Here is a 22,724-nt window from a genome sequence, read left to right as displayed (position 1 = left end):
GATCCAGTTGCCAAATAGCTCCAGGAGGGGCTTCGGCCTCTATCCCGCCCAGAGGACGGCTGGGCCCCGGACGGGCTTCCCGTTCGTTGAGGCGCCGCCCCGGAATACCACCACGTACGAGCGGACTTCATCGTCGACTCTCCAACCGAAACGGTAATCGACTCCTCCCAGGTACCCGAGGTCGAGCCAGAAGTGGTGTTTCAGCTCGATCTCTGGGATCGCCAGGACGGAGGGGACAGTCTTTTTCATGGAGGCTTTCGTGAAAAGCCCTGCCCCTGCCGGTGGGTTATGACAGCCGGTGGCAGGGGCAGGGTGGTCGGTGGGGGTTAGTCGGTCGTCGGTGCCCCGGCGAGCATGACGTCCAAGGGAACGTCTCGGCCGCTCAGCTTCTGGACATCGTCGCCGAGCCAGCGCTTGTTCTTGGGTCCGGCGCCGAAGCTTTCAAATACTCCGTCGATGGCGTAAAGCTTGGCTTCGAGCTTCCGGGCCTTGCTGACCATGAGCAGTCCGGCACCACGGGAGCTGGGCTGGGAGAACACTGCGTGCAGTGCGCCGTCGCCGAAACGCAGGGCCCGGAGATCGACCTCGACCATTTCCTTCCCGTCGGTCAGCCGGATCTTCTTACCTTCCTTGAGCTTGAACGGGGAGGACACGGAGGCGGAGAACTCGCGGGCGTCAGAGTTCATCGGCACAATCCGGCAGGCCTGGCCGTCGATGACGTGCATTTCCAGCAGGCCGGGGTCCATGGTGCGCAGGCCGTTGGCCTTGGCCGAGAAGCTTTCCAGCATCGAGTACACGAAGCAGTCGTTGGAGATTCCGCCCCATGCGGCCTGGTCCATGATCTTGCGCTCGGTTTCCTCCAGGGACTTCACCGAGACCTCGTATCGAAGGGCGGTGGGGCGCTGCCCCTTTTCGGCGATGGTGATCAAGGACCGCATGGTGATTCCGACGGACGGGCCCTTGACGTTGAAGGCGTCAGCCCAGTCCTCGAAGCTGGTCTCCGTCAGGTTGTCCTGCAGCCAGTAACGGTAGCTCAGAGCTTCGGTCAAGATGGGCAGTTTCAGCGATACGGGCAGTCCACGGCTGATGCGCATGCGCCGGCCAAGGGCCTTGAAGTCGTTGGACGGCATGTTGTCGGCCATGACCATGACCTTGGCCCAGGTCTTTGCGTCGGGCACGACGGTGCACGCCAGGGGTTCGGTCAGGAGCTCGGCGAGCTTGTCCGGGGAGAGGTCCATGGCCGGGGCGTTGAGCGGGTGGTACTTGAGGCCCTTGGCACGGGAGTAGATCATCCCGGTGGCCGGGAGGCCCAGGCCGGGGAAGTCTGAACGGTCGCCGGGGCGTCCGTCGGCCGTGGCCTTGGCACGGGCATCCGCGCGGTACGCAGCGAGGATGTCTTTAGGGGACGTGGGGGCGATTGCAGTGGCTGTCATGGTCTGTATGTGTGCGGCGCCGGCCGGCACGCTCACCGGTTGAGGGCTGGATCCGCTCTACCGGCCACTCCCACCGAACGACCACAAAACGACCACCTGGTCGAGTGGGAAAATCCGCGGAATACCGGGGAATATAGGGCCCCTACTACTACTACTCTACTTAAACGACCAGAAATAGAGATATATATAAGGGGGCCCTTGTTCTCTCTTCCTAGAGCCCCCCCTTTTTTCCTAGTTAATACACTTCCTTTCCATAGAGGTCCTATCCTCCGCGGTCGTTTTGGTCGAGTGAGGGTCCCGCGACATCCAAAATCCGCTCCAGTGTTGGGATGCAAGCCCGTTTGGTCACCCTACCGGCGGCAGGTTCCCGAGCGTTTCGGGGGTCGTTTGTGGTGGAGTGGCTTCCTGCCCTTCAAGTGAGAGACGTCCGTTTTCGGGGCCGTGATAACCTGAGGAACGATTTACCGGCCTCCAGAGACGATGGTTATCACGTTTTCCGCCGAGCCCTGGAAATCACTTTTTCAACGCTGACGGCCGTAAGTCGCAAAAACGCTTCCGCCCGTAAAGCTTCACTCCGCTCCGACCTTATCCGCGGCCGCCGATCCTCCATGGGGCATACTTTCAGTGCCAGCATCACGCGAAGCTCACCGCCCGCGCGAGACCAGGGACCGCTGGCCTTGCATGAGGAGCGCGGATTGGCAGAGCAACGAGGCACCAGGAGACCCACCGGCAGGCCGGGCACCATCGAGCCGTTTACGAGACGGACAGTTGAGCTCGCCCTGAAGACACAGGCTGACGACGCAATCGAGCACGTGAATTGGCTGCGGCAGGAACATCCAGGACTCTCCCAGCCTGACCTTGTCAGGAAGCTTGAAACCGAATTCTGGAAAAAGGCACGTCAGATCGGTCGAGAATCGGGTGCGGCAGGAACACCTCGGAGCACAACCGGGACCACTTCGACCGGCACGGAAACTCTGGAGGCCGCTGTCTTCTTCGTCCTCGCCGTCGCTGAGGCCCACGATTCACCGCATTCAGAGCTTAGGCACCGTGAGGACCTGGTTCGGTCCGTTCTCCTGGCAAGAAATACCGACAAGGCCATCAGTGTGCTGGCCTCGCGAACAGCGCCGCATTGGGCAGGGATGGCCGTCGCCAAGATTCGCGAGACGGCTTACAAGCCGATCAACTGGGTCCTGGGTGACGGCTTCATCGTCCCGCCAGGTGAATCAGGCCTCATCGTGGTCGACGAGGCGGCCGAGCGCGTGGTGGGTGCCGGTCTTGGCTGGGCAACCAACTCCGTCTTCGCATGGTGGCTCATTCGGGCCAGTCGCAAGGCTTTCAAGAGCCCAGAATCTACGGATGACCTCGAGGCCGTGGTTGTCGAGGACATCATCGTCCCTGACGACGTCCTGGACGAAGGGAAGGCCGGGCCAGCCCGCGGCGGCGGCGGCGGCGGCGGCTAAGAACCGTCCTAGCCACTGGTGACAGCTGGCTCCTGCTCCGTACACATGAGGTGCATGACATCCCTCGGAATTGACCTCGCAGACCTTGGCATCACGCCCGTGCTTGATGCTCCGGAACAAGCCCCGGCTGAACCCGCAGACGACGGACGCACCCTTATCGTGGGCTCCACCCTCGCAAAGGCGCTTTACAGCGTTTGGTCCGGTGCCCCGATCACGATCGTTGACTCCCCTCCGGGCGCAGGCAAGACCACTCTGGTAGCCCAGGCGGTGGCCTACTTCCGAGAACGGTCCAACCTGAAGATCATCGTCGCGTGCGCCACCCGCCGCGCGGCCTACGACATTGCCGAGCGGATCGCCGCGGAGCTGGGCCCGGACCGGGACGGCAACCCGCAGGTCGCCCTCTCCGTGACGAACATGGAACCGCCCATCGGCGTTTCCAAGGGCGGCGCCCACACCGGCGGACGGAACATTCCTGTGGTCCGCACCATTGCGTCCTGCAAGACGACCAACCGCCCGGCCTGCGACCTGATGATCATCGACGAGGCCTACCAGGCGACGTTCGCTGACGTCTCCAACGCCTCCGACGAAGCCCAGCAGATCCTCATGGTTGGTGACCCCGGACAGATCGGTCCGGTAGTGACCGCCGACGTGTCCGCCTTCCGTGGCCGCGAAACGGCTCCGCACATGCGGGCACCTGAGGTGTTCGCCCGGATGGCCAACGCCGAGATCCACTCCCTGGACACCACTTACCGGCTGGGCCAGGAAACCGTCAATGCCATCGCACCGCTGTACGACTTCCCCTTCACGTCCTCCCGGCCCGACAGGTACCTGACCGACGCGGATGGCGACCGGGTGTCCGAGATAGTGCCGTTCAGGGTGGACCCGGCACCGACGTTTGACCACCTGGACACGCTCGTTGAGGTCGCCAAGTACAGTGCCGGTTTGATCGGTGTGGAGCTGGTCGAGTTCGATGAGGACGACCAGCCGTTCACCCGCAAGCTTGTCGCCTCGGACATCGCCATTGTCGTCGCCCACAACGCCCAGGCCTCGGGCATCACCGCAATCCTGCGGTCCTTGAAGGCCGAAGGCATCTACGTCGGCACGGCCGACAAGATGCAGGGCGGACAGTGGCACGCCGTAGTCGCCATGGACCCCTTCATCGGCTACACCTCTGCAGGCTCCCACCAGCTCTCCCCCGGCCGCCTGTGCGTCATGGCCTCACGCCACATGACCCACCTGACATGGGTCTTCTCGGACGGTTGGGAAGAAGCGCTGATGGACCCCGACATCGACCAGGAAGAAGCCAAGCTCGGCCGCCGCGTCCGGATCGCACTGACCGAAGGCGCCTAGTAACGGAAGGACCCTCTGTCTGCTGATTGCGGGCACGGGGTTCTCTGCTTCCGCACACATTCAGCACATGACAACCAAGCATCTCTGGGAGATCGAGCATCCGTACCGCTGCGAGTACGGCAACTTCTACGAACGTGGCCTGCACTCCCGCTACGAGTCCTGGGCCGAGTTCTCCCGGCCGGTCGAGTACGACCGGTCAGGGCCAAGGCTGAAACAGACCGGCACCTTGCTCTACAGCGGGGACCCGGACATGAACTGTCTGTTCCGCTGGGACTGGGATGCTCTGCATCTCACTGACCCGGACTTGTTCCCGGAGGAGCATCACCGGCTGTCCCTGTTCTTCATCATGCAGGGCAAGCCGTACAACCAGTCCGTCGAGGTCAAAGTGACCGAGGAGGATGAACCCGCGGTCCGCGCCTGGCTGGCTGAACGCGCGGACACCATGCGTGCCATGTGGGAGCCGCTCCTCGGCTAGAGCAGTCCGGAAGCAGGAAGCCCCGCCGTCGATGACAGCGGGGCTTCTGTGTCCAGCAATGTGGTCAGTGGCCTGTGGGCTGGTCAAAGCGCTGCCCGGCCGGGTTGGACGGCAGGACGGTGAGTACAAGCAGCGCGAGTGCGCCCAGGAACGGCACCAGAATGAGGAGCAGCAACCAACCACTGAAGTTGCCGTCATGGAGGCGGCGGACGGTCAGCGCCAGTGACGGAACGATCGTCGCCAAACCCCAGATGACGAGCAAGACGGTGCCGAAAACGGATCCGGGTCCTGCGGTCGCCGTTCCGGTGAGGCTCGAGGTGGTTGATCCGGCGCTGATGATGAAGTTCAGGACGATGCTGATAAAGACGGACGCAAGCGTCCACCACCAGTATTCGCTGCGACTGGCCCTGCCCGAGAACGTGGCGTACTTCTTGAAGAACCGCTTGACGGCCACCGGGAACGGCGCGCCGTAGTACGGGGCCCACAGCGGCGGTTCGCCCTGCCAGGACTGTTGCTGCTGCGGATACGGCTGCTGCGAAGGGTAGGGCTGTTGGGATGGGTACTGCGGCTGACTCAAGGTTTCCCCCATTAGTAAGAGTGAAGTGACGCGCTCATCGTACGACCGCTTCAGGACAAAGTCCCTGCTCAGAGGGCTAGTTACTTGAAATTTCCTCCAAGCGATAGCGGGCACACAAAAGAGGCGGCCCAAGGTGCCGCCCTTTGTTTGGAGACTATTTGACGATGCGGAGGACCGGCCTGCGGAAGCGGAGCAGGGCGCTGGGCTGGAGGAGGAACACGGTCGGAAGCGCCAGGAGCGCCAGCAGCGACAGTCCATTGAAGACCGGCTGGCTGATGCCGATGGCAAGTGCGGAAGCGAGGATCAGGATCTGGAGTGCTTTACGGGTTCTCATGCCGTTGATGTGTGCGGCACTTCACACGCTCGTCACCGGCGAGGCTCCCCGGTTGGGGAATGTCAGATGATATGGGTGCGGGCGTTTTCCGGCTTCCGGGAAACGAGACCCGCCGTTCCGGTGATAGCGAAACCGGCAGTCAGTACCAGCGCTGCCACCCAAAGCGACAACAGGGGCAGGTCGTGGAGTGCCATCTGCGGGATGCGACGCTCCGGGACGGCGATGACGCCGATGAACGCGCCCAAAACCCCGAAGTAGCTGCCGAGCATAAACGACTTGTGGGGCGGAATGTTCCGCTTCATGGCCGCAGCGAGCCCGACGGTCACCGTGATGAAGGTCAGGATGGACAGTCCGTGTAGCCAGGAGAATCCGCCGTTGAGTGTCCGGATCCCGAAAGAGGTCAGGACGACGACGTAGATGGCAGCGACCCAGACCCGGCCGATAATCCTGTGCAGGGCGCCTCCCCTGGTCCTGCGCAGCAGCTGGAAGGCACCGAACAGCAGAGCATAGCCGGCCGCCACCGCGTGAACAACGATCAGGGGTGTGTCAGTCACGCGGGCTCCTAGCTGTACTCGTGGCGGAGTACGGCACGGAGCTGGGCGTTGCGGGTGCTGACCCTGCTCGTCTTGCCGACCTTGTGGTGGCGGGTGTTCTGGTTCGCGTGGATGCCGGCGGCGCCGGCTCCGGCAAGCCGTCCCCGTGTCGGGGCGGGTTCGGAGACAATCGTGTGGCCGTGGCGGCTTTTCAGTGCGGGCATGACGGGTCCTCTCAGGATTCAAGGGGAAGCGTCTGCTTCCACGTTGATGATGTGTGCGGCAGCGGCTGCCGCCGGCGCCGCCACGCCTGCTAAGGCGTCGTTCACCAGCGTGTCATGTCAGGACCCTAGGCTGAAGGGACGACAATCCGACGACTGGAAGAAATCACCGTGAGCACCTCTGAGATGACCGAACTAACCGTTGACGGAAGCGCGCTGCTGCGCGGCCAGGAAGTTCGGGTCCGCGTCGGCTCCGAGAACCTGGGTACGGGCATTGTGGATGACCTCAGCGAGGACGGGACCATGGTCTGGATCATCTTCGGCGGCGCGACGCCGCGGCGCATGTTCATCCCCGAGGACAAGGCGCAGTACACCGTCCTGCCTCCGGCGTCCGTCCGCTAAGGATTGCGCGGCGCACCCGCCCTCGAACCGATATTGTGGCAGGGCCCGGTGATTGGCCGGCAGGACCCATCAGTGGAGGACACCTATGGAGAACAGCTGGAAGATCGTTGACCGCCGCGGCGAGGACCGCGGTATTCACAGTCTTGAGCTGGAGTGGTGGGTGAACTGGGAAAGTATCACCGACGACTACTACCAGTCCGAAATTTCGGCGCAGGAGCTGATGAGCATGTGGCTGAAGAAGATGGGCGACGAGGAGAACGTCAAGATCAGCTGGATGGTCTCCAGCGTTTCAGAATCTGCACCGTTCACAGGTGAGGACGAGGACTTCCTGAGCTTCTACCGGTGGCCTGAACATGCTGTGACCGGAGAGCGGCTCAACTGGCTTACGCTGCCGGTGCAGGACAAGGCGTGGAACGATACCCGTGCGGACAAGGGCGGATTCTTCCAGGAGGTCCTCGGATGGAAGCCCTCACCGTTGCAGCGCACTCTTCACCTACCTACGCTACTTAGCGCCGCCGGCCTCAGGTAACGGGAACCGGTCCGGACAGGTCGGATCGTCAGGCGGACCTTTCTGCGATCCGGCGCGCGAGGTCCTCGTCGGCGGCTCCAATCCGTGCAGTCACTTCACGCGCCCAGGCATCGGATTCGAAGTCGAACAGGGACCCGCCTGCATCACGAACAGCAACAGCCAGTTGGCTGTAGCGGCGGCCCAGGACCTCCTTGCGTCCTGTGATGGCCTGCATCCCGCCGCGGAGCGTTGCCACGTCGTGTGCCAGCTGTCCGGTCAGCTGGGCGCGGTCCACCGTGCGCACAAAGGTCCGGACCAGGTCTGAGCCCAGCCGGTGGTTGTCCTTGGCGTAGGCGAGGCGGTCCAGGGAGATAGCGAAGCGGGCTTCGGGGTCGGCTGCGATCCGTTCCTTCAGTTCAGTGATGTTCATGTGCTTCATGTGTACGGCGGTCCCCATGGAGCTGCCCTGGAAACGGAGAGGCCGCAGGCCGGCGCTGCCTGATTGGTGAGCCTGGCTGCCGTTTCCGCACACATGGCTGCTATGACGACCCCTACATATGAGCGCCCGGTAAAGGCCACGATGATTGTCCGCCTCGAAAGCGGGGAGGAGTTCGAAGCGACGCCTGAAGACTTCGGGAAGTTCGGCTACGCCGACAAGAACACTGTGATCGCCGACTGGAGGGCTTTCGTCGAGGACGCCACCGGGGTTGATCTGCTCAGGGAAGGCTCAGAACTGAATCCGCTGTGGGTGGCACTGTTCCAGGCCCTGAACAGCCCGGCAGCCCTGACCGACGGCTCCCTCGCCTCCATCCAGGCCGAGATCATCGCCCTGGCCGGAGACGTCCGCGCCTACCGTCAGCAGCCCTTCTAATGCCCACCGACCACTCCACCATCAAATGGGCGTGCGACTTGTGCGGAACCGCCTGGACCGGACCTGAGTCCGGGCACACCGCTGCCGCCTGTGAGGCAACCGGGGCTCCTGAGCCTCTGCCACCCGAGACGTGGGTCCTGCTGGGAGGATTCGCCTCCAACTGGGACGAGATGACCACCGGCGGATTCCGCCTCGCGCAAATTGGCGACCATGTTGTTGCCAACACCGGCTGGATGAACACGACGCCCTCCCCGGGCCCGCAGCCGCACAAGCTGCGCTACGACGCCTTCACCGCGCAGGGCCTCTACTCGGACAGCATCTTCCCCCACCAGCCTGGCGTGCTGAACCTGACCAACATCTCAGCCCCCGCCCACCATGATGACCGCATCGAGACCCTGCTCCGCGACACCGACATCCCGAGGAATTCTCCGCCATGCTCGCCGTCTTCGGAGTCACCCTGGAGCCGACGCGCATTGCCCAGCTGGCCGGCGACATTTACAGCTACCTGGACTTCGGGCTCAGGTCCACGGAACGGCCGGCAACGGCCAGGGCCCTGCCGCCGCTGGCATCGCTGGCGCCGGAGCTGCAGGCGGCCTTCCGCGCGGTAGCCGCCACCAAGCCCATGCCAAACCCTGAGCTGCAGCGCAGCAGCTGGAACGTCCTCACTCCGGCCCTGGAAGTCATGCACCAGTACCGCGAGTGTGGCGGGAATATCGCCATGACGACGGCACGGCTGCTGACCGGCCACGGTGAATCCCTTGCCGACCGTGCCGTGCGCTGGTGGAACGGGGACGATGTCACCCTTCTCGCATCTGCCCTGACCTACGGTGGCGGCATGGAGACCAAGGGCGGCAACGTGGCCCTGACCACCGACCAGCGCGACGTCCTGCGCGCTGCCGGCTTCGAGGTTCCCTGGCCCGCGCGGTTCAAAAACGCCGGCACCATCAACTCCCCGCAGGCTGCTCTGACGGCCCTGCTGGAAACCATCACGTATCTGGAGGCACCCATGCCAGCAACCACGAAGCTCTTCGACGTCGACACTTCCATCGCTGTCGCCTCCGGCAAGGGCGGAGTCGGCAAGACCACCGTCGCGGCGGCGTTGGCCAAAGCACTCACCGCCCGCGGCAGGAACGTGCTCGCCATTGACCTGGACTTCCACGGCCCGTCGCTGGGGCACCTGCTTGAACTCGGCCCGCTGGCCATGACGCAAGACGCCAGGATCATTCCCTCCACCCTGGCCGACGGCACCCGCGCAATCTCCCTGTCCCAGTTCCTCACACCGACCTCCCCTGTCACCTGGCGCGGCACGGCTGTGGAGGGTTTCCTGCTGTTCCTCGGCGCACGCCTGGACCTGACCGGTATCGACACCATCGTCTTCGATTTGCCGCCTGGCACCGGCGACGTTGAACGCGCCGTCATGAAGTACGCCCGCCCCGACGGCGCCGTCCTGGTCACCACCGGCTCGGATCTCTCCCACGCCGACTGCCGCCGCGCCGGAATGTTCCTGCAGGGACACAACGTCCCCATCCTCGGCGTCGTCGAAAACCTGTCCCGCCGCACTGTCACAACACCCCGAGGAGAAACCGTTGAGCTGCGGATCTTCGGCGAGGAGGCGGACACCATCGCCTTCACCGCCGGCCTGGAGTTCCACAACGGCTGGCGGAACCGCTACGCGCCCAAGTATCTGGGATCGCTGCCGTTCGGCGCCGACCCGGACACCCTGGGCGCCAGCCCCGAATTCGCCGCAGTCGCTGACGCTGCAGAGGTATGCAGCCCTGAGCCGGAAGACCTTGAAGCAGTCACCAGCCGCACCATCACGGTAGCCATGACTGTTGAACCTGAGCTCGAGGCGACCCTGAGGGGGTAGAGGGGCTGCCCGACAACAACAAGTCCCCAACACTGCACATGTGCCGCAGACAGCGGTGGCCGCCGGGCGCTAGGTTGAAGAGTTACCTGTCCCGCCCCGTTAGGAGCCTCCATGGAACTGTTCGCCCCGGATGAGACGGCAGCAATCGAGCAGGCACTCATTGCCGACGGCGCCAACCTGAGGGCACTGCCGCTGGAGCGTCTTGGCTTCTACGGCGGAAGGCCCAGGCCGCTGCCGGTCGCCATCGGCAACTGCTTCTACGACGAGGACGAGGACTGGGACGAACGCTACGCGGGCAACGAGCCCCGGCGTGAAGCGGACCGCCGCCAAGCCCAACTAGTCGCCGGGGCGCTGTGGCGAGGATGTGCACGGCTCCTGGAAGGACTGTTCGATGACCTCTGTGAACTCGGCGATCTCGAAGCAGCCGGCGGTGACGTTCAGGACTTCATCGAAAATGAATCCGAGGTGCTGCACGGGCTCCCGCCTGCTTTCGCCCAGGAATACGACTCGTACTTCGTCCGGAGATTCCTGGTCGTGGCAGCGGACATGACCACCAAGCTGGCCGGCAAATGGACACCACCGTCCTGTGTCGCCCAGGAGTTGGCCGTTCGATGTCTCGTTGGCGTGACGGACGCCTACCTGGATGAGGTGGACGTTGACGTTGAACGTGGCTGGGGAAGCTACGTTTTTGACGCCCTCGTCGAGGACGCGGACTACGAGTTCCTGTATGACATCACCAGCGTCGGCCGCCGGGAAGCGCTCCTGCGGATGTCACACGTGGACACGATCAACCTTGGCTTCAACTCCTGGTTTGAGCCCTTTGGCGATCGGCCCCTTTCTGCGTTCGTCGACCCGGAACCACCAGCCCGGCCCCAGCTGCAACCCTCCGAATACACGGTCGACCCCGAAGCCTTCCCGGGCGAGGCACGGCAGTCCGCTTTGGACAGTGGTGAACTCGAGGACCTCAGCTACTACACCGATGAAGGCCCTTTCACCTGCCCGCTGGCCATCACCCGGGAGGCCCGGGAGGCCACAGTGGCCGCCGCCCCTGACCCTGACAACGAAGAGCAGACCGAGCAGGAGACCGACTCGTACTACCGGATCATCGCCGCAGCCGCAGCTGCCGTCCAGGAGGAGCCCGACAGGGTCTCGGCCCGCTTCAATGTTCCCGCCCAGGACGGCAACGGCGTCTGGCTGACACTCGTGGCCGGGCCCGACGACGCCGGCGGGCAGCACTTGACCGTACAGCTCGCCACGCCGTAACCCCGGAACGTCAGGTGCCGCCCTGTGCGACTGCCCGCATCTGGGCCGACGAGTGCCGGGGCAGCGTGTCCCCCCTGCCGCGAGACGGCATTCGCCTATCGTTTTGCTATGTGTTTGGGGCCGGACGGTGAACTGGAAGGGCAGATCTCGATCAACGAGCTGCTCGTAGCGATGGGCGAGCCGCCCGTCGTGCCTTTTCCTCTGACTCCGGCGCCAGATGAGTCATCTCTCCTCGACGGGCCGCCGCCTCTTCCCGGCCTCTAGGGTGGTGAAGCGGGCTCTGGCCGCCGCACACATGACAGTGGTCATCTGTCACTCAAACGAAAGCAGTTCTGTGTTGAAGCAACGAATCGCCCTCGCGCTGTCCCTGGCGAGCATCGCCCTTGCCGCCTCGGCGTGCTCCCCCGCGGCCGCCGAGCCTGCCCCGGGTTCAGCCGAGTCCGAGGCTCCAAACACCGCCACCGGCTGGGAGCTGAACCTGAAGGGCGGCGCCGAACGGATCGAGGCAGCAGGGCTGAGCGTACTGAAGGCCGAAGGACACGCTGAACACTTCCACGCCCACCTGGACGTCTTCGTGGACGGCAAGGCGGTGATCGTCCCGGCTGACATCGGCTTTGAACACAACCCTGCCGGCACACCCACCGGCATCTCTGCGCTGCACAGCCACGACGAGTCAGGAATCATCCACGTCGAGGCGCCCACCGCGGGCGACACCTACACCCTCGGTCAGTTCCTCACCGAGTGGGGCGTCCTGGACGGCACCGACAAGACAGCGGGCTCAGCGCACTCGAGCACCGACGGCTGGACCGCTACCGTCAACGGCAGCAAGCACGACGGAAAGATCACCGACGTCGTCCTGAAAGCCCACGACCAGGTGGTGCTGTACAGCGGCACGGCACCGGATCCGATGCCGGCTTCGTTCACATTCCCTGACGGCCTGTAGCCCGGATACGACAGCGGGACCCTGCTTCGCACAGTGGCGCAAGGCGGGGTCCCGCTGTCGTATCCGGATCGCCCGTTCTCCGCACACATTCATCCCATGAGCCACGAACCAGCCTTCCGTCCTTTCGCCCTGAAACGCCCCTGCAGCAACTGCCCGTTCCGCAGTGACAGGCTTCCGTTCCTCAGCCGCGAGCGTGCCCAGGACATCGCGGACTCCCTGGAAGCCGACGCATCCTTCCACTGCCACAAGACGATTTCCTATGACACGGACGACGGCGGACCTGAGATCACGGAGACATCCAAGCACTGCGCCGGGGCAATGATCACCATGGAGCTGGAAGGAAAGGCCAATCAGATGATGCGCATTGGAGAGCGAATGGGCCTCTACAGCCGGGAAGATCTGCAGCTGGATTCTCCGGTCTTCCCGACCCTGGCAGACTGGGTCGCCGCCCATCCATAAACGGGGGTTCCGGAGCAGCCGCCAATTCCCGGACTCCGCCAATGGCGTGCATCAGCGTTTCCGCAGGTGAGCACAGCAAAAGACGCAGAAGTCGGGACGAAACGCGCTTCATTGTTCTGTCGTGCGTGGCATGTAATGTGGGCAGGACTACGCCAATCCGCGGGGGCATGGGTGGGCCCCTTCCGGACAGCCCGAGGGGGACTCGCCATATGATGTCATCCGCTGAGGCACCGGTATCGCCGGTACTCGGCTTGCCGCGAGTTCCGCGGACGGTGGTCTCCCGCCCGCGCCTCACGGAACTGATCGCCGACCTCCTCATGCACCACGATCTCGTCGTCGTCCGGGCGCCGGCGGGTGCCGGTAAGACAGTGGCCCTTGCGGAGTGGGCCGCGTCTGGGGCAACGCCCGGCTACATCTCCTGGATTTCCCTCGACGAGCGGTACACGGACCGGACAGCCTTCTGGCGCGAAATCATCCTCGGCACTTCCCTCCGGGTTGACGAAGCCCTGCGCCCGCGCGTCATTGAATGCGCTGACGCGCTCATGGCCGGCGCGGAGATCCGCACTGTCCTCCGCCGGTTCGCTCCCTACATCCCTGAAACAATCGTCGTCATCGACAGGATCGAACTGGTTCACAGCCAGGAGCTCTTAGAGGACATGGTCTGGGTCCTGAAACAGTGTCGACAGCTCAAAGCCGTCGTCGCCTCACGCGGCCGCTCCTTCCTCGAGTCACCGTCGGTGGGACGTTCCCTCGACACGGCAGTTGTTGGCGGTGCCCCCTTCCAGCTGAATCTCGATGAGACCCAGGATCTGCTCCTCATGCGGAAGCTGCCGATGGACCCAACCGAGCTGCACGCCGCGACCGAGGGCAATCCGCTGCTGACACGTGCCACGATGAGCGTCTACGGCCAGTCCGGGGCCGGGAGTATCCGCGCGTCTGTCCAAACTGCAGTCTCCGACTTCCTGCAGGCGTCCCTGGCTCAATCCGCGCTGGGGCACACCACGAAGGACTTCATGGTCCGCACCTGCATCCCGGAGTCCTTCACTCCCGCCCTGGCGGAGCGGCTCACAGGCAGCGGCAAGATCGTCGACCTGCTGGACAGTCTGGAAGACCAGGGTCTTGGAATGTGGTTCCAGACCGGTGACCATCGAAGGTTCGAATACACCCCGGCGGTTCGGGCGCTTCTCCAGAAGTCCCTCAAATGCCTTGACCCCAGGGATATAGACAGTCTGACCAGGATTGTCATCGACGATGACCTGAGCATGGGCAACGCAATCAATGCCCTCCGGCAAGCCGTGATCATCGGTGACCTTGACCTCGCGTCCCGGATTGCCTGCGATCATCACATCACCTTGCTCGTCTCCCAGGCGCAGGCCATCCTGGGAATCCTGGAGCCAGTGCCGCTTTCCCGACTGCGGAAGCATCCCGCGCTGATCATGGCCCTGGCGCTGTGCCACAACGCCACATATGCCGGGAGGGTCAAGGCCCTGGAATACTTCGGTTCAGCTGTTGCCTGCGCTGCGATTTACAAGATGTCGATGGATCCCGGTCAGCGGATCTGGATGCTCGTGCTGGAGAGCACCGCGCTGCGCTTCGCCGGCAAACTGGAACCGGCGCTGAAGCTCGCCAAGCGCTCGGTTGAAGCGTTCGAAGAGAGCCCGTACGCGCTCAAAGAGCAGCTTGCAGCGCTTGAACCCACCCTCTACGACCAAGCGGCCATCGCCTACCTGCATGACCAGCAGTTCAGTTTGGCAGCGGACCTCCTGGCCAAAGCCTTGGATGCCAGCCGGCGCGTCCGCTCCATGCCATCGATATACCTCACGACAGGGTTGCTGGCGTACGCGTTGGGACTGGCCGGCAAAACCACAGAAGCACGGGTCCACCTGGCCTGGCTGAATTCCGCCAGCTGGCCGCCCGGAATGCTGGACGGGTACTGGGCGACGACGTACCGTTTGGCCCAGGTCCGGGAAGCCATGGACCGCCAGAGCTATACGGAAGCTGCCGGATACTTGGACCTCATCAACGATGAGATGCAGGTCTCGGAGTTCTGGCCGCATATTGTCACGTTCCGCGTCCTGCTGGACCTGCACCGGACGGAGGTCATCACCGGGCCCGCCACCTTGGAGGCGAGAATCCGGCAGGCCCACAAGGCGCCGTTGAACTCGTCGGGGCATATCGACCTGGACGGGCTGCGGGCCGGGCTCCACCTGATAGCCGGCCAGCCGCAAAAGGCTGCGTCGGCGCTCAGACACGGCAGGAACGACCCGCGGGTGCTCCTGATGAGGGCGAGGATCGCTCTGCACCTGGGTGATCCCTCGAAGACGCTGCAGCTCACCGGCTTTGAAGGGCTCGAACCGCGGCAGGAAACGCACCGGCTGCTGCTCCGGGCCGCCGCCTTCCAACGGCTCGATGACCCTTCAGCGGCCAAGGACAATTCACACGCGGCCGCCACCCTGATGGCCCAAAACGGGCTGACGATGACCGGTGCGCTGATGGCCCAGGAAGACCTGGACGCCCTTTTCCCCTACGTCCAGGAAGAACACCCGGACGTCCCTGTACCGCGCGGGGTCGTTCCGCCCCGAGGGGAGACAGCGTCCTTGACGCCACGGGAGTTGGTGGTCCTGAACGCCTTCGCGAGGCACAAGGCAGCGAACGATGTGGCTGCCGCGCTGAACGTGTCAGTCAACACGGTCAAATCCCAGCGGCGGTCAATCCTCAAAAAGCTGGCGGCCCACTCCATGGAAGAAGCCCTGACCATTGCCCGCCGCCAGCGGCTGCTGGAGGACTAGGACGGTCAGGGCTTCCCGGTTGTGTCGTGCGCGGGCTTCCTTTAGCGGGAGGCGTCGGTGAGCCCGTCACCGGCCTTGGCGTCACTGGCCGCCTGCACCTTCACTCCCCGGATACTCAGCAGCTCCTGAGGTTCGATCCAGTAGGAGACGGGAGTCTTGGCAAGCAGCGCGGGCAGGTGAATGCGGGCGTGGTGGCCGCACAGCAGGACGTCGGTCTCAGTACGGCCGCTTCCCTCGGCACAGGCCTCGATCTTGAAGACGAAGGATGACTGCGCAAGCTGGCTGCAGCGGTCGCACCGGTCAAGGAGGCTCAGCGTCCGTTCGGGAGCCTGGGTTTCCAGGTGTGTGTTCAGTTCCACGGCCAGCCTGGTCAGCGGCTTCGTCAAGGTATCAGTAGTCATGGAGTGCATGTGTGCGGCAGGAAGGCCGCCTCTCACCCGGCGGCGCGCCGCAGCCTGATCGCTTCTACCGCCCAGTTGGTTACGAAGGCGGCGATAACCGCGGCCCCGGCCAGCCCGGCCGTGTATGGCGTCAGCACGGCGCCGACCAGGAGTGCCGCGGTGAGGATGCACAGCCATGACACAGATGCGCCGGCCTGGGAGGCGAGCCCGTTGATGATGGCTCCGATCATGTAGCGAAGGATCACCCAGAGCCCGAACAGGGCGACGCACAGTGCCACGACGTACGCTTCCATGTTCTCGTAGCTTGCGCGCTCAATGGCGTCGGCGATGGGGTCCGGCTGTGGGTCCAGTCCGTACCAGAGGCGAATGCCGAACATGGCAAAGGCGAAGAAGGTGACGGCGTTGATGCCGGATCGCAGGTCGGGGGCTGGGGGCAGCTGTGTGCTCATACGGTGGCGGCGTCTTTCGTTCGGGCCGGACCCTTTTCTCGGGCGGCCATGTTGGTAATTGCTTCGATCGCGGCGTTGCTGTCGTGCCCTTCGGGACGCCAGCGGGCCGGGTGGCCGGCGTAGTGTTCTTGGTCGGTGCGGACGGCGGTGACGGCGGCATTCAGGACGTGCGACACGACCTCCTCAGCCATGTGCTGGGCGTGCAGGATCGGGAAGTAGCTGAAGGAGTCTTCCGGGTAAGTGGTCCCGCAGCTGCATCCGGGCACCCCGGCGGTGATTTTGTCCCGATGGCCGAGCAGGACGTCGCTGCTGGAGGCCATGAGCCGCAGGTGGTCCGTGGAGTTCTCGGGGACCGCGACTGGCGTAGATGCCGCCTTCATGGACGCGAGGTGCGCTGTGAATCCGCCCTTCGTCATCGCAGCGTCCTGACGGTGACTTCGTAGCCCAGGCCGGTGAACGCCTCGATGGCCAATTCGATGTCCTGTTTGTCCAGGACCTTCACGGCCTCATCGAAAGCTGCCGGGTCCACGTTGTGCTGCGGAGAGTGGGGGGACGGGCTGCCGTGCAGCAGGCGCAGCAGCCCCCCTTTCAAGTCGGGCCGGGTCTTCCTGGGCGGCGGCGGCCATGTCAGGTCGATGACGCGCTTCTTCTGGGTCAGGTAGTAGCTGTGCTGTGTTCCGGGGGTCATAACGATGAACATGCGTCGACGCCTCATTGGCCGCCGGAGTGAGCGGGAAGGTTGGCCTTCTCCGCCTCGTAAAGCGCTACACAGGCCTCCTGGACAGCTGCCAGGAGCTGCGGGTCAGAGGTGCGCTCTGCGTCCCCCTCGTGGAGCAGTTCCCGGCTGATGTTCCACAGGTGAGGTTCAACGATGCCGCCGATGTCTTTCAGCAGTCCCGCGACGCGCGCTGTCAGCGCATGCCGGAACGCGGCCATTGGATCGACGCCCTGGACCGTGACGAGGTGATGAAGGTAGCGGGTCCGTGCAATGTTCGCTGCCCGCTCAGGGCGGGCGGGAACCCGGCTCAGTACCGGCCCTTCAGCGCCGCCGTCCAGAGTGCAGAGCATCATGGTTCCCGGGTTGCTGTCTCCGCGCAGGACGAAGGTCAGCATGCTCTCGACTGGAGCGGCGTAGTCGGGCATGACCCGTTCCCAGGCGCCACACCGTTCGGCCCACTCTTCTTCAGTAACGCTCTGGGGTGTGTCGGAGTAGTTCCAGTAGGAGTAGGGCTCTACCTCGTCCATGGCTTCGAAGGCGTCGCGCATGGCGGCCTGTTCGGTGTACAGCCGGACCAGAATACGGCCAGTCCCAGAGTCCTCACCCAGGCAGAGTTCGAAGCGGTTCGGGTTCTTGGCCCGGTCAGTGTCCTCAAGCTTCTTCTGCTCGTCTTCCCACCTGCTGAAGGCGGTGAATGCGAACATTGGCGGCACGGTCTCGCCTTTGAGCCAGCAGCTGTCCACGGCGTTGGTGAAGACCCGGGCCAGCAGGGCAGCATCGGCGTCGTCCCGGATGGGGTCGATCAGGTCCCGGACTTGCTTGGTGAACTCGAAAAGGTTCGTGCCGGCGGCAAGCCGGTAGCCGTTATGGATCTTCGTCGACATCAGTCTTTCCTCGCCAGTTCGCTCTTGTCCTGTTCATACAGGGCTGCGCAGGCGGCTTTCACCGCGCCCCGGTAGCCTTCAGCGATGACGGCGCCGTGGGAGCCTTCGGTGAGCAGCTCCACGGTCAGCGCTGGCAGGTAGGAGGCGATGGTGTCAATAACTGGCCGGACGCTGACGCCGCGGCCGAAGACGACATGGTTGACGGCCTTCATGACCTCGATGCCCTGGTCCCGGAACAGGTAGTCACCGTAGGCGTCGAGCCCGGCGCTGCGGGCACGGTCTTCCGAATCCGGGATGTGCGGCAGGAAGCTTTCCACGGACCGCTGCTCTTCCCGGATCTCCACGGTGTCGCGCAAGACCCAGGTGTCCATGCTGTCGGAGAACCGGGGGCCGGGGAGTGTCCGGTCCCAGGCGGCTTCCCGGATCTTCCAGTCGGCGCGGGTGACGCCCTCCGGGTAAGAGTCGTTGTTGTCCCAGTAGCCGTATTCCTCGACCTCGGGCAGCGCCTCGAAGGCGTCCAACAGGACGTGGTTTTCGGCACGGGCGATGATCATAATGCTGCCTGTGCCGGGGTCGGTACCGATGCTGAGTTCGAACCGGTTCAGATCATGGTCGTAGTCGTAGACGCTCATCTTGGACTGGGCCTCAGCCCACTGGGCGTAGGCGGCCGCGGCGGTGCCGGGCAGAATCGGGTCCCCGGCAAGCCAGCGGCTGTCCACGTACTTGGCCGTCTCAATGGCGAGGAGCTTGATGTCCTCCTGGTCGCGGAGCGGGTCGATGACGTCACGGACCTTGCTCTTGAAAGCGTCCAGGTCGGTGCCTTCGGCGAGGCGGAAGCCGTTGTAGATTTTGGTGCTCATGGTGTTCCTTCGAAAATCGCGACAGGGGCCTATGAGCGTTATGTGTGCGGAGGGTGCCGGGAAGCTCCCCGACGGTCAGGCCGCAATCGGGTGCTGCTGGATTTCCGTAAGGTGGGTGCGGACCAGGGCGTCAACGGCTTCAAAGCGGGTGGTTCCGTGCTGGGTGACTCCGGGCGCCAGATGGTCGGGTGCCCAGAGGCGCAGGGTGCCGTCGGGGACGAGGATGTCAGAGCCGCGACGCTCGGGGCGGGTCTTGGGTGTGCCGGTGACCGAACCGATGTGCTGGCGGTTCAGGTAGACGTCGTAGGTGGTGAGGGAGCCGTACTCGCCGGGTTCTTTCCGCACAGGCCCGAATTCAGCGACGTTGCTGCGGTGCCAGGCCGGCTTGTTGAGGCGGCCGGGGGTGACAGGTGTGAACTGGGACGGGGACATCGGTACTGCTCCTTCAGTGTCTGGTTCATCCGCATGTGTGCGGCAACCAGCACACCCCTCATCGCAGCGCGTGCACGGTGACGTCGTATCCGAGGTCGGTAAAGGCCATCGTTGCGGCGCCGATGTCCTCAGCCTCAAGCAGTTCGACGGCGGCGACGAAGGCGTTCTGGCTCACGGTGTGCTCGGGGCTTCCAGGGGTCGGTCCGCCCATGAACAGGTCGTGAATCCAGGCGCGGAACCGGTCACTGCCCTTCCTCGACTGACGCGGCCAAGAGGCCTCGAAAGCCAGCCCGTACCGGGGCAGGAAGTAGCTGTGATCAGAGCGTGGGGTCATACCTATAAACATGCGCCGACAAAGCGTCTACAGGGTTACATTTCGGCCGTTTTGCGCGGTGATTTTGGCTACAGTTTTCACGGCCGCCGGCGCCTAGATCAGGACGCGTCCCTCAGCCCATTGCTGGGCAGCGATGAGGTCGATCCGTGTGGCTACGGGGCCTTCGCTGAAGAACCTGGCGTACTCCGCGTCCGGGTCGTCGGCAGACAGGGACCACTCGCTGATGATCTGGTCATAGGCGTCAACGATCCGGTCATCGCCGGGGCTGGTTCCGAGAGCCTGGGCCAAGGCTTGAAGCAGGTCGTCGCGGCTGTAGCGGATCACTTCATCGGGGCAGTGCGTCATGGCAGTCCTCCGTCTCCTGGCACAGCGGTAGCTGTGGCTCACATCGTAGCGAAGGAGTTCGACTTCCAGGGAAAATCCGCAGCGGCTGTGCCCGCCTTGATGTGCACGATCGAACGGTACTCGTAGCTGTCACGGGGGCGTTTCCAGATGTTGGTGTGTCCGACGGTGACCCCGTCCCCGGTCGCGTCCTCAATGGCCTTCTGTGCTTCTGCGAGGGTGTGGTGCGTCATGAACTCTGCGGTGCGCAGCTGAACACGGGTGGCATAGTCCGGGGACTTCTCGGATCGGGGCGGACGGATAAGCTTCGGCGCGTCGGCATCGATAAGGACCCACACCTCACGGTCCTCGTCCATAACGAGACCGTCGTAGGAGCCGGTCATGACCTCCCACACGGCGGCGGTCGGAATCGTCTCCTCGGAGCCTGGTTCGACCCACTCGTTCGGTGCCGACTTCTCGTAGATGCTGCCCAGATAGTAGGCCGGGCAGACGAGGGAGTCGGTGGCGACTGCTTCGAGCTCTGCCTCGGAGCGGACAATACGGTACGGTTCCATGGTTTTCTTTCCGCTACCAGGGCAGCTGGGATTTGAGGGTCCCCTTGGGGATGGTGTGAAGGACGACGTACTGGCTCGTGGCCGGGTCCAGCTGGAGGATGGACATATCCTCTTTTGCGATTCCGCCATAGAGGCGGCCAGTGATTGCGGACTTTGCGTATCCGATGCCGGTGTGCGCCTTGCGCCGCGGGGACCGCGACGGAATGACGGTGACGAAGGCTCCGTGCTTGGGCAGAGCGTCCTTCTTGGCGCCGGCGTCCCACAGCACCCAGACTTCGGGCTTGTCGGAGGAGCAGTGCATGGTCAGGATCTGCCAGGTTTGCCGTTCATCGGTCTCCAACGGGGACTCAAAGGTTGTGAAGATGTCGGACCAGGCTTTGCGGTACGCCCGGCTGGGCTGTCCGACCGGGCAGACAAGCGAGTTGATGGGCAGCCAGATGAAGTCGTTGTAATCGGTGATGACGCGGTACGGTTCCATGCCCTTGTATGTGTGCGACGCCTGGCGAATCGCTCACCGCGCGGCCGATTCCTGGAGGAGGTTCCTGCACTGGAGCTGGCTGGGCGGCAAGTCCTAAGGGTCGGTTCAGTATTCGCTACCCCATAAAGGACCCGTGCGTGCGGCGCGCTCAAGCTTGACGACTTGGTTCGCCACGTATTGCGCGAATTCCTGCACGTCAGCAGCGTCGTAGTCGTGGAAAGCTACGCAGACACGGTCGCTGCCCTGCTCCACGCACAGAGGGGTCTCATATTTGACGTTTCCGTACCCGGCTGACGGAGGAATGAGGTAAGCGGACGCAACGAGGTCATCGAAGCCTTCCTGGCCACCGAGTCGCGGGTTCCTGGAGAAGAACCCGTCCTCCGTCAGGCAGAGCATGTTCCCCGGCATTCCCGAGATCTTCCCGTCAGGGCCATTGAACGTTGCCCCGATGGGCCAGAACCTCTTGCGCCGGCTCAACGCGCTGAATCGTCCCGCCCCCTTGACGGTAATTGGCTCGACCCTCAATGAGGTGAGCTTGGATGTGGCGGCCGGGGCGATGGAAAGCAGATAGGGCTCCGCAATCGATCTTGCGTGTGCAGCTTGTTGCCTCGCCATGGTCTCCCTGATGTTGGCGTGCCGCACCTCGTCCTGTTCGGCCTTGACGACCGACTCGAAAGCATCATCGAAAGGGTTCCCCATCTTCACTCCTCACTGTGCCTGCGGACAGGCTATCAACCGACAGTTGGTCGCACGCCAACCAACAGGGCTTTTCTGGAGGTGCCGGAGATTCACGTAGTTGAACGACCCGCCGCTCACGGCTTGATCACCCGTCCGGTCTTCGGGTCGATCACCGGAATGCGGACTCCCCGCGCGATGGTGTTCGGGCGCGGCTTCGGGGCCAGACCGAGGCGTTCCCGTGCTGCGTCTGCGGTCAGGTCGTCCTTGTCTTCGATCATCATCCACAGTGTCTGGTCATCCAAGACCGGGTTGCTGACGGCGTTCCGCCGGGCCATGACGTCGTCCATGTCGGCAGCCAGCTCCTGCAGCGTCGCCAGGGCAACACTCGGGTTCGCTGCGACGTACTCGCGGCACCAACCAGCGTCCGAGTCGTGCTGGCCGCGGTCACCGGGCAGGTTGATCAGCTCGTGCAGGCGCTCGGGGGAAGTGCTGGGGTTCTGGGCTTCATCACGAAGTGAGGTCATGGGCCTCATGTGTGCGGCGGCCACCTCGGGGCTCACCAGTCGGAGGACTCCCGCTCGGCTCGAAGACATTATTGGACGGATTCAAGCGCCGGGCCCCGGATTGCTTTACAGTTCAATCTGTTCACGCGTCGCATCACACTTTGGGGGAATCCATGAGTACAAACAACGAGCAGCTCAACACTAACGGGCAGCCGCAGGCATACGGTCAGGCAATGGTGCCGGTCCAGCCCAACGCCGCGCAGGCAGTCCCCGCCGGATACGTCCCCGGCTCCCAGATCTATCAGTTCCGCGGAGGGGCCGGGTCATGGTTCGGCACCCAGATCCTGGGCATCCTCATCACGGTTGTCACCCTCGGGTTCTGCTACCCGTTCGCTGTCGTTCTCGTCGAACGCTGGCGAGCCAAGAACACATACTTCCAGGGCCGCCAGCTGCAGTTCATCGGAACCGGCTGGGGCATCTTCGGGCTGTGGATCAAGTGGTTCCTTCTGTGCGTCGTAACGTTGGGCATCTACAGCTTCTGGGTCTACCCGCGGCTGACACAGTGGAAGATCGAGAAGACCGTCTTCGCCTAAGCGAGCGTCACTA

Annotated in this window: 31 protein-coding genes; 12 read left to right on the top strand and 19 right to left on the bottom strand. The window is 63.8% G+C overall.

The window, feature by feature from the left end:
• Positions 1 to 326: 326 nt before the first annotated feature.
• A complete protein-coding gene (locus ACHL_RS20775; RefSeq protein WP_139187253.1) occupies positions 327 to 1,433 on the bottom strand; it encodes a hypothetical protein in 1,107 nt (368 codons plus the stop codon).
• Between the two features lie 695 nt (positions 1,434 to 2,128).
• Between ACHL_RS20775 and ACHL_RS23930 the strand changes: the two genes are divergently transcribed.
• The 3 genes from ACHL_RS23930 to ACHL_RS20760 all read left to right on the top strand — a co-directional run bounded on the left by ACHL_RS23930 (position 2,129) and on the right by ACHL_RS20760 (position 4,718).
• Positions 2,129 to 2,893, top strand: a complete 765-nt coding sequence (locus tag ACHL_RS23930; RefSeq protein WP_012623085.1) for a hypothetical protein — start codon at positions 2,129 to 2,131, stop codon at positions 2,891 to 2,893.
• A gap of 54 nt (positions 2,894 to 2,947) precedes the next feature.
• Entirely contained in the window at positions 2,948 to 4,243 is a 1,296-nt protein-coding gene (locus ACHL_RS20765; protein ID WP_139187332.1) for an AAA family ATPase, read from the top strand.
• Between the two features lie 67 nt (positions 4,244 to 4,310).
• Complete coding sequence (locus tag ACHL_RS20760; RefSeq protein WP_012623083.1) at positions 4,311 to 4,718, top strand: hypothetical protein; 408 nt, start codon at positions 4,311 to 4,313, stop codon at positions 4,716 to 4,718.
• Between the two features lie 64 nt (positions 4,719 to 4,782).
• On the opposite strand, the gene ACHL_RS20755 is transcribed toward ACHL_RS20760, so the two are convergent.
• The 4 genes from ACHL_RS20755 to ACHL_RS20740 all read right to left on the bottom strand — a co-directional run bounded on the left by ACHL_RS20755 (position 4,783) and on the right by ACHL_RS20740 (position 6,386).
• Positions 4,783 to 5,295 carry a DUF805 domain-containing protein gene (locus ACHL_RS20755; RefSeq protein WP_043795173.1) on the bottom strand — a complete coding sequence of 171 codons (513 nt, stop codon included), beginning with the start codon at positions 5,293 to 5,295 and terminating at the stop codon, positions 4,783 to 4,785.
• Positions 5,296 to 5,449: 154 nt separating this feature from the next.
• The gene (locus ACHL_RS20750) at positions 5,450 to 5,629 is read right to left on the bottom strand and encodes a hypothetical protein (RefSeq protein WP_012623081.1); all 180 of its coding nucleotides are present in this window, start codon (positions 5,627 to 5,629) and stop codon (positions 5,450 to 5,452) included.
• 62 nt (positions 5,630 to 5,691) lie between these two features.
• On the bottom strand, positions 5,692 to 6,183 hold the full coding sequence (locus ACHL_RS20745) for a DUF2306 domain-containing protein (protein ID WP_012623080.1): 492 nt from the start codon (positions 6,181 to 6,183) through the stop codon (positions 5,692 to 5,694).
• A gap of 8 nt (positions 6,184 to 6,191) precedes the next feature.
• Positions 6,192 to 6,386 carry a hypothetical protein gene (locus ACHL_RS20740; protein WP_012623079.1) on the bottom strand — a complete coding sequence of 65 codons (195 nt, stop codon included), beginning with the start codon at positions 6,384 to 6,386 and terminating at the stop codon, positions 6,192 to 6,194.
• Between the two features lie 168 nt (positions 6,387 to 6,554).
• Between ACHL_RS20740 and ACHL_RS20735 the strand changes: the two genes are divergently transcribed.
• Positions 6,555 to 6,785 (top strand): hypothetical protein, encoded by a 231-nt coding sequence (locus tag ACHL_RS20735; protein WP_139187252.1) that lies wholly within the window; start codon positions 6,555 to 6,557, stop codon positions 6,783 to 6,785.
• Positions 6,786 to 6,870: 85 nt separating this feature from the next.
• The gene (locus ACHL_RS20730; protein WP_012623077.1) at positions 6,871 to 7,314 is read left to right on the top strand and encodes a hypothetical protein; all 444 of its coding nucleotides are present in this window, start codon (positions 6,871 to 6,873) and stop codon (positions 7,312 to 7,314) included.
• 28 nt (positions 7,315 to 7,342) lie between these two features.
• Here the strand turns inward: ACHL_RS20730 and ACHL_RS20725 are convergent, their stop codons facing one another.
• Positions 7,343 to 7,723, bottom strand: a complete 381-nt coding sequence (locus ACHL_RS20725) for a hypothetical protein (RefSeq protein WP_043795021.1) — start codon at positions 7,721 to 7,723, stop codon at positions 7,343 to 7,345.
• 111 nt (positions 7,724 to 7,834) lie between these two features.
• On the opposite strand from ACHL_RS20725, the gene ACHL_RS20720 reads away from it, so the two are divergent.
• The 6 genes from ACHL_RS20720 to ACHL_RS20695 all read left to right on the top strand — a co-directional run bounded on the left by ACHL_RS20720 (position 7,835) and on the right by ACHL_RS20695 (position 15,485).
• On the top strand, positions 7,835 to 8,164 hold the full coding sequence (locus ACHL_RS20720; RefSeq protein ID WP_139187330.1) for a hypothetical protein: 330 nt from the start codon (positions 7,835 to 7,837) through the stop codon (positions 8,162 to 8,164).
• Between the two features lie 433 nt (positions 8,165 to 8,597).
• Positions 8,598 to 10,031 (top strand): P-loop NTPase, encoded by a 1,434-nt coding sequence (locus ACHL_RS23560; protein ID WP_012623074.1) that lies wholly within the window; start codon positions 8,598 to 8,600, stop codon positions 10,029 to 10,031.
• A gap of 111 nt (positions 10,032 to 10,142) precedes the next feature.
• The gene (locus ACHL_RS23555; protein ID WP_012623073.1) at positions 10,143 to 11,294 is read left to right on the top strand and encodes a hypothetical protein; all 1,152 of its coding nucleotides are present in this window, start codon (positions 10,143 to 10,145) and stop codon (positions 11,292 to 11,294) included.
• 334 nt (positions 11,295 to 11,628) lie between these two features.
• On the top strand, positions 11,629 to 12,237 hold the full coding sequence (locus tag ACHL_RS20705; RefSeq protein ID WP_244266591.1) for a hypothetical protein: 609 nt from the start codon (positions 11,629 to 11,631) through the stop codon (positions 12,235 to 12,237).
• 96 nt (positions 12,238 to 12,333) lie between these two features.
• Positions 12,334 to 12,696: a hypothetical protein gene (locus ACHL_RS20700; RefSeq protein WP_012623071.1), complete on the top strand. Its 363-nt coding sequence runs from the start codon at positions 12,334 to 12,336 to the stop codon at positions 12,694 to 12,696.
• Between the two features lie 209 nt (positions 12,697 to 12,905).
• Positions 12,906 to 15,485 (top strand): helix-turn-helix transcriptional regulator, encoded by a 2,580-nt coding sequence (locus tag ACHL_RS20695; RefSeq protein ID WP_012623070.1) that lies wholly within the window; start codon positions 12,906 to 12,908, stop codon positions 15,483 to 15,485.
• 41 nt (positions 15,486 to 15,526) lie between these two features.
• On the opposite strand, the gene ACHL_RS20690 is transcribed toward ACHL_RS20695, so the two are convergent.
• The 13 genes from ACHL_RS20690 to ACHL_RS20630 all read right to left on the bottom strand — a co-directional run bounded on the left by ACHL_RS20690 (position 15,527) and on the right by ACHL_RS20630 (position 22,139).
• The gene (locus ACHL_RS20690; RefSeq protein ID WP_139187327.1) at positions 15,527 to 15,886 is read right to left on the bottom strand and encodes a DUF7455 domain-containing protein; all 360 of its coding nucleotides are present in this window, start codon (positions 15,884 to 15,886) and stop codon (positions 15,527 to 15,529) included.
• Positions 15,887 to 15,918: 32 nt separating this feature from the next.
• Positions 15,919 to 16,335 (bottom strand): MINDY family deubiquitinase, encoded by a 417-nt coding sequence (locus ACHL_RS20685; RefSeq protein ID WP_012623068.1) that lies wholly within the window; start codon positions 16,333 to 16,335, stop codon positions 15,919 to 15,921.
• Positions 16,332 to 16,751, bottom strand: a complete 420-nt coding sequence (locus ACHL_RS20680; protein ID WP_012623067.1) for a hypothetical protein — start codon at positions 16,749 to 16,751, stop codon at positions 16,332 to 16,334. The genes ACHL_RS20685 and ACHL_RS20680 overlap by 4 nt, the downstream gene beginning before the upstream one ends.
• A complete protein-coding gene (locus tag ACHL_RS20675; RefSeq protein WP_012623066.1) occupies positions 16,748 to 17,035 on the bottom strand; it encodes a hypothetical protein in 288 nt (95 codons plus the stop codon). Before ACHL_RS20675 ends, ACHL_RS20680 begins: the two co-directional genes overlap by 4 nt.
• Before the next feature lie 11 nt (positions 17,036 to 17,046).
• Positions 17,047 to 17,937, bottom strand: a complete 891-nt coding sequence (locus ACHL_RS20670; protein ID WP_012623065.1) for a hypothetical protein — start codon at positions 17,935 to 17,937, stop codon at positions 17,047 to 17,049.
• Positions 17,937 to 18,797: a hypothetical protein gene (locus tag ACHL_RS20665; protein ID WP_012623064.1), complete on the bottom strand. Its 861-nt coding sequence runs from the start codon at positions 18,795 to 18,797 to the stop codon at positions 17,937 to 17,939. Before ACHL_RS20665 ends, ACHL_RS20670 begins: the two co-directional genes overlap by 1 nt.
• Positions 18,798 to 18,872: 75 nt before the next feature.
• Positions 18,873 to 19,229: a hypothetical protein gene (locus ACHL_RS20660; protein WP_012623063.1), complete on the bottom strand. Its 357-nt coding sequence runs from the start codon at positions 19,227 to 19,229 to the stop codon at positions 18,873 to 18,875.
• Positions 19,230 to 19,287: 58 nt separating this feature from the next.
• The gene (locus ACHL_RS20655) at positions 19,288 to 19,563 is read right to left on the bottom strand and encodes a hypothetical protein (RefSeq protein WP_139187326.1); all 276 of its coding nucleotides are present in this window, start codon (positions 19,561 to 19,563) and stop codon (positions 19,288 to 19,290) included.
• Between the two features lie 93 nt (positions 19,564 to 19,656).
• On the bottom strand, positions 19,657 to 19,908 hold the full coding sequence (locus tag ACHL_RS20650; protein ID WP_012623061.1) for a hypothetical protein: 252 nt from the start codon (positions 19,906 to 19,908) through the stop codon (positions 19,657 to 19,659).
• Between the two features lie 38 nt (positions 19,909 to 19,946).
• Complete coding sequence (locus ACHL_RS20645) at positions 19,947 to 20,459, bottom strand: hypothetical protein (protein ID WP_012623060.1); 513 nt, start codon at positions 20,457 to 20,459, stop codon at positions 19,947 to 19,949.
• 13 nt (positions 20,460 to 20,472) lie between these two features.
• On the bottom strand, positions 20,473 to 20,937 hold the full coding sequence (locus ACHL_RS20640) for a hypothetical protein (RefSeq protein ID WP_012623059.1): 465 nt from the start codon (positions 20,935 to 20,937) through the stop codon (positions 20,473 to 20,475).
• Positions 20,938 to 21,042: 105 nt separating this feature from the next.
• Complete coding sequence (locus tag ACHL_RS20635; RefSeq protein WP_012623058.1) at positions 21,043 to 21,636, bottom strand: hypothetical protein; 594 nt, start codon at positions 21,634 to 21,636, stop codon at positions 21,043 to 21,045.
• A 113-nt stretch (positions 21,637 to 21,749) separates the two neighbouring features.
• Positions 21,750 to 22,139, bottom strand: a complete 390-nt coding sequence (locus tag ACHL_RS20630) for a hypothetical protein (protein WP_043795017.1) — start codon at positions 22,137 to 22,139, stop codon at positions 21,750 to 21,752.
• Between the two features lie 152 nt (positions 22,140 to 22,291).
• On the opposite strand from ACHL_RS20630, the gene ACHL_RS20625 reads away from it, so the two are divergent.
• Positions 22,292 to 22,711, top strand: a complete 420-nt coding sequence (locus tag ACHL_RS20625; protein WP_012623056.1) for a DUF898 family protein — start codon at positions 22,292 to 22,294, stop codon at positions 22,709 to 22,711.
• Positions 22,712 to 22,724 lie beyond the last annotated feature (13 nt).

The organism is Pseudarthrobacter chlorophenolicus A6, from assembly GCF_000022025.1.
Lineage (GTDB): Bacteria > Actinomycetota > Actinomycetes > Actinomycetales > Micrococcaceae > Arthrobacter > Arthrobacter chlorophenolicus.
Note: the sequence above shows the minus strand (reverse complement) of the source record. Positions and strands in the feature narration are given on the sequence as shown.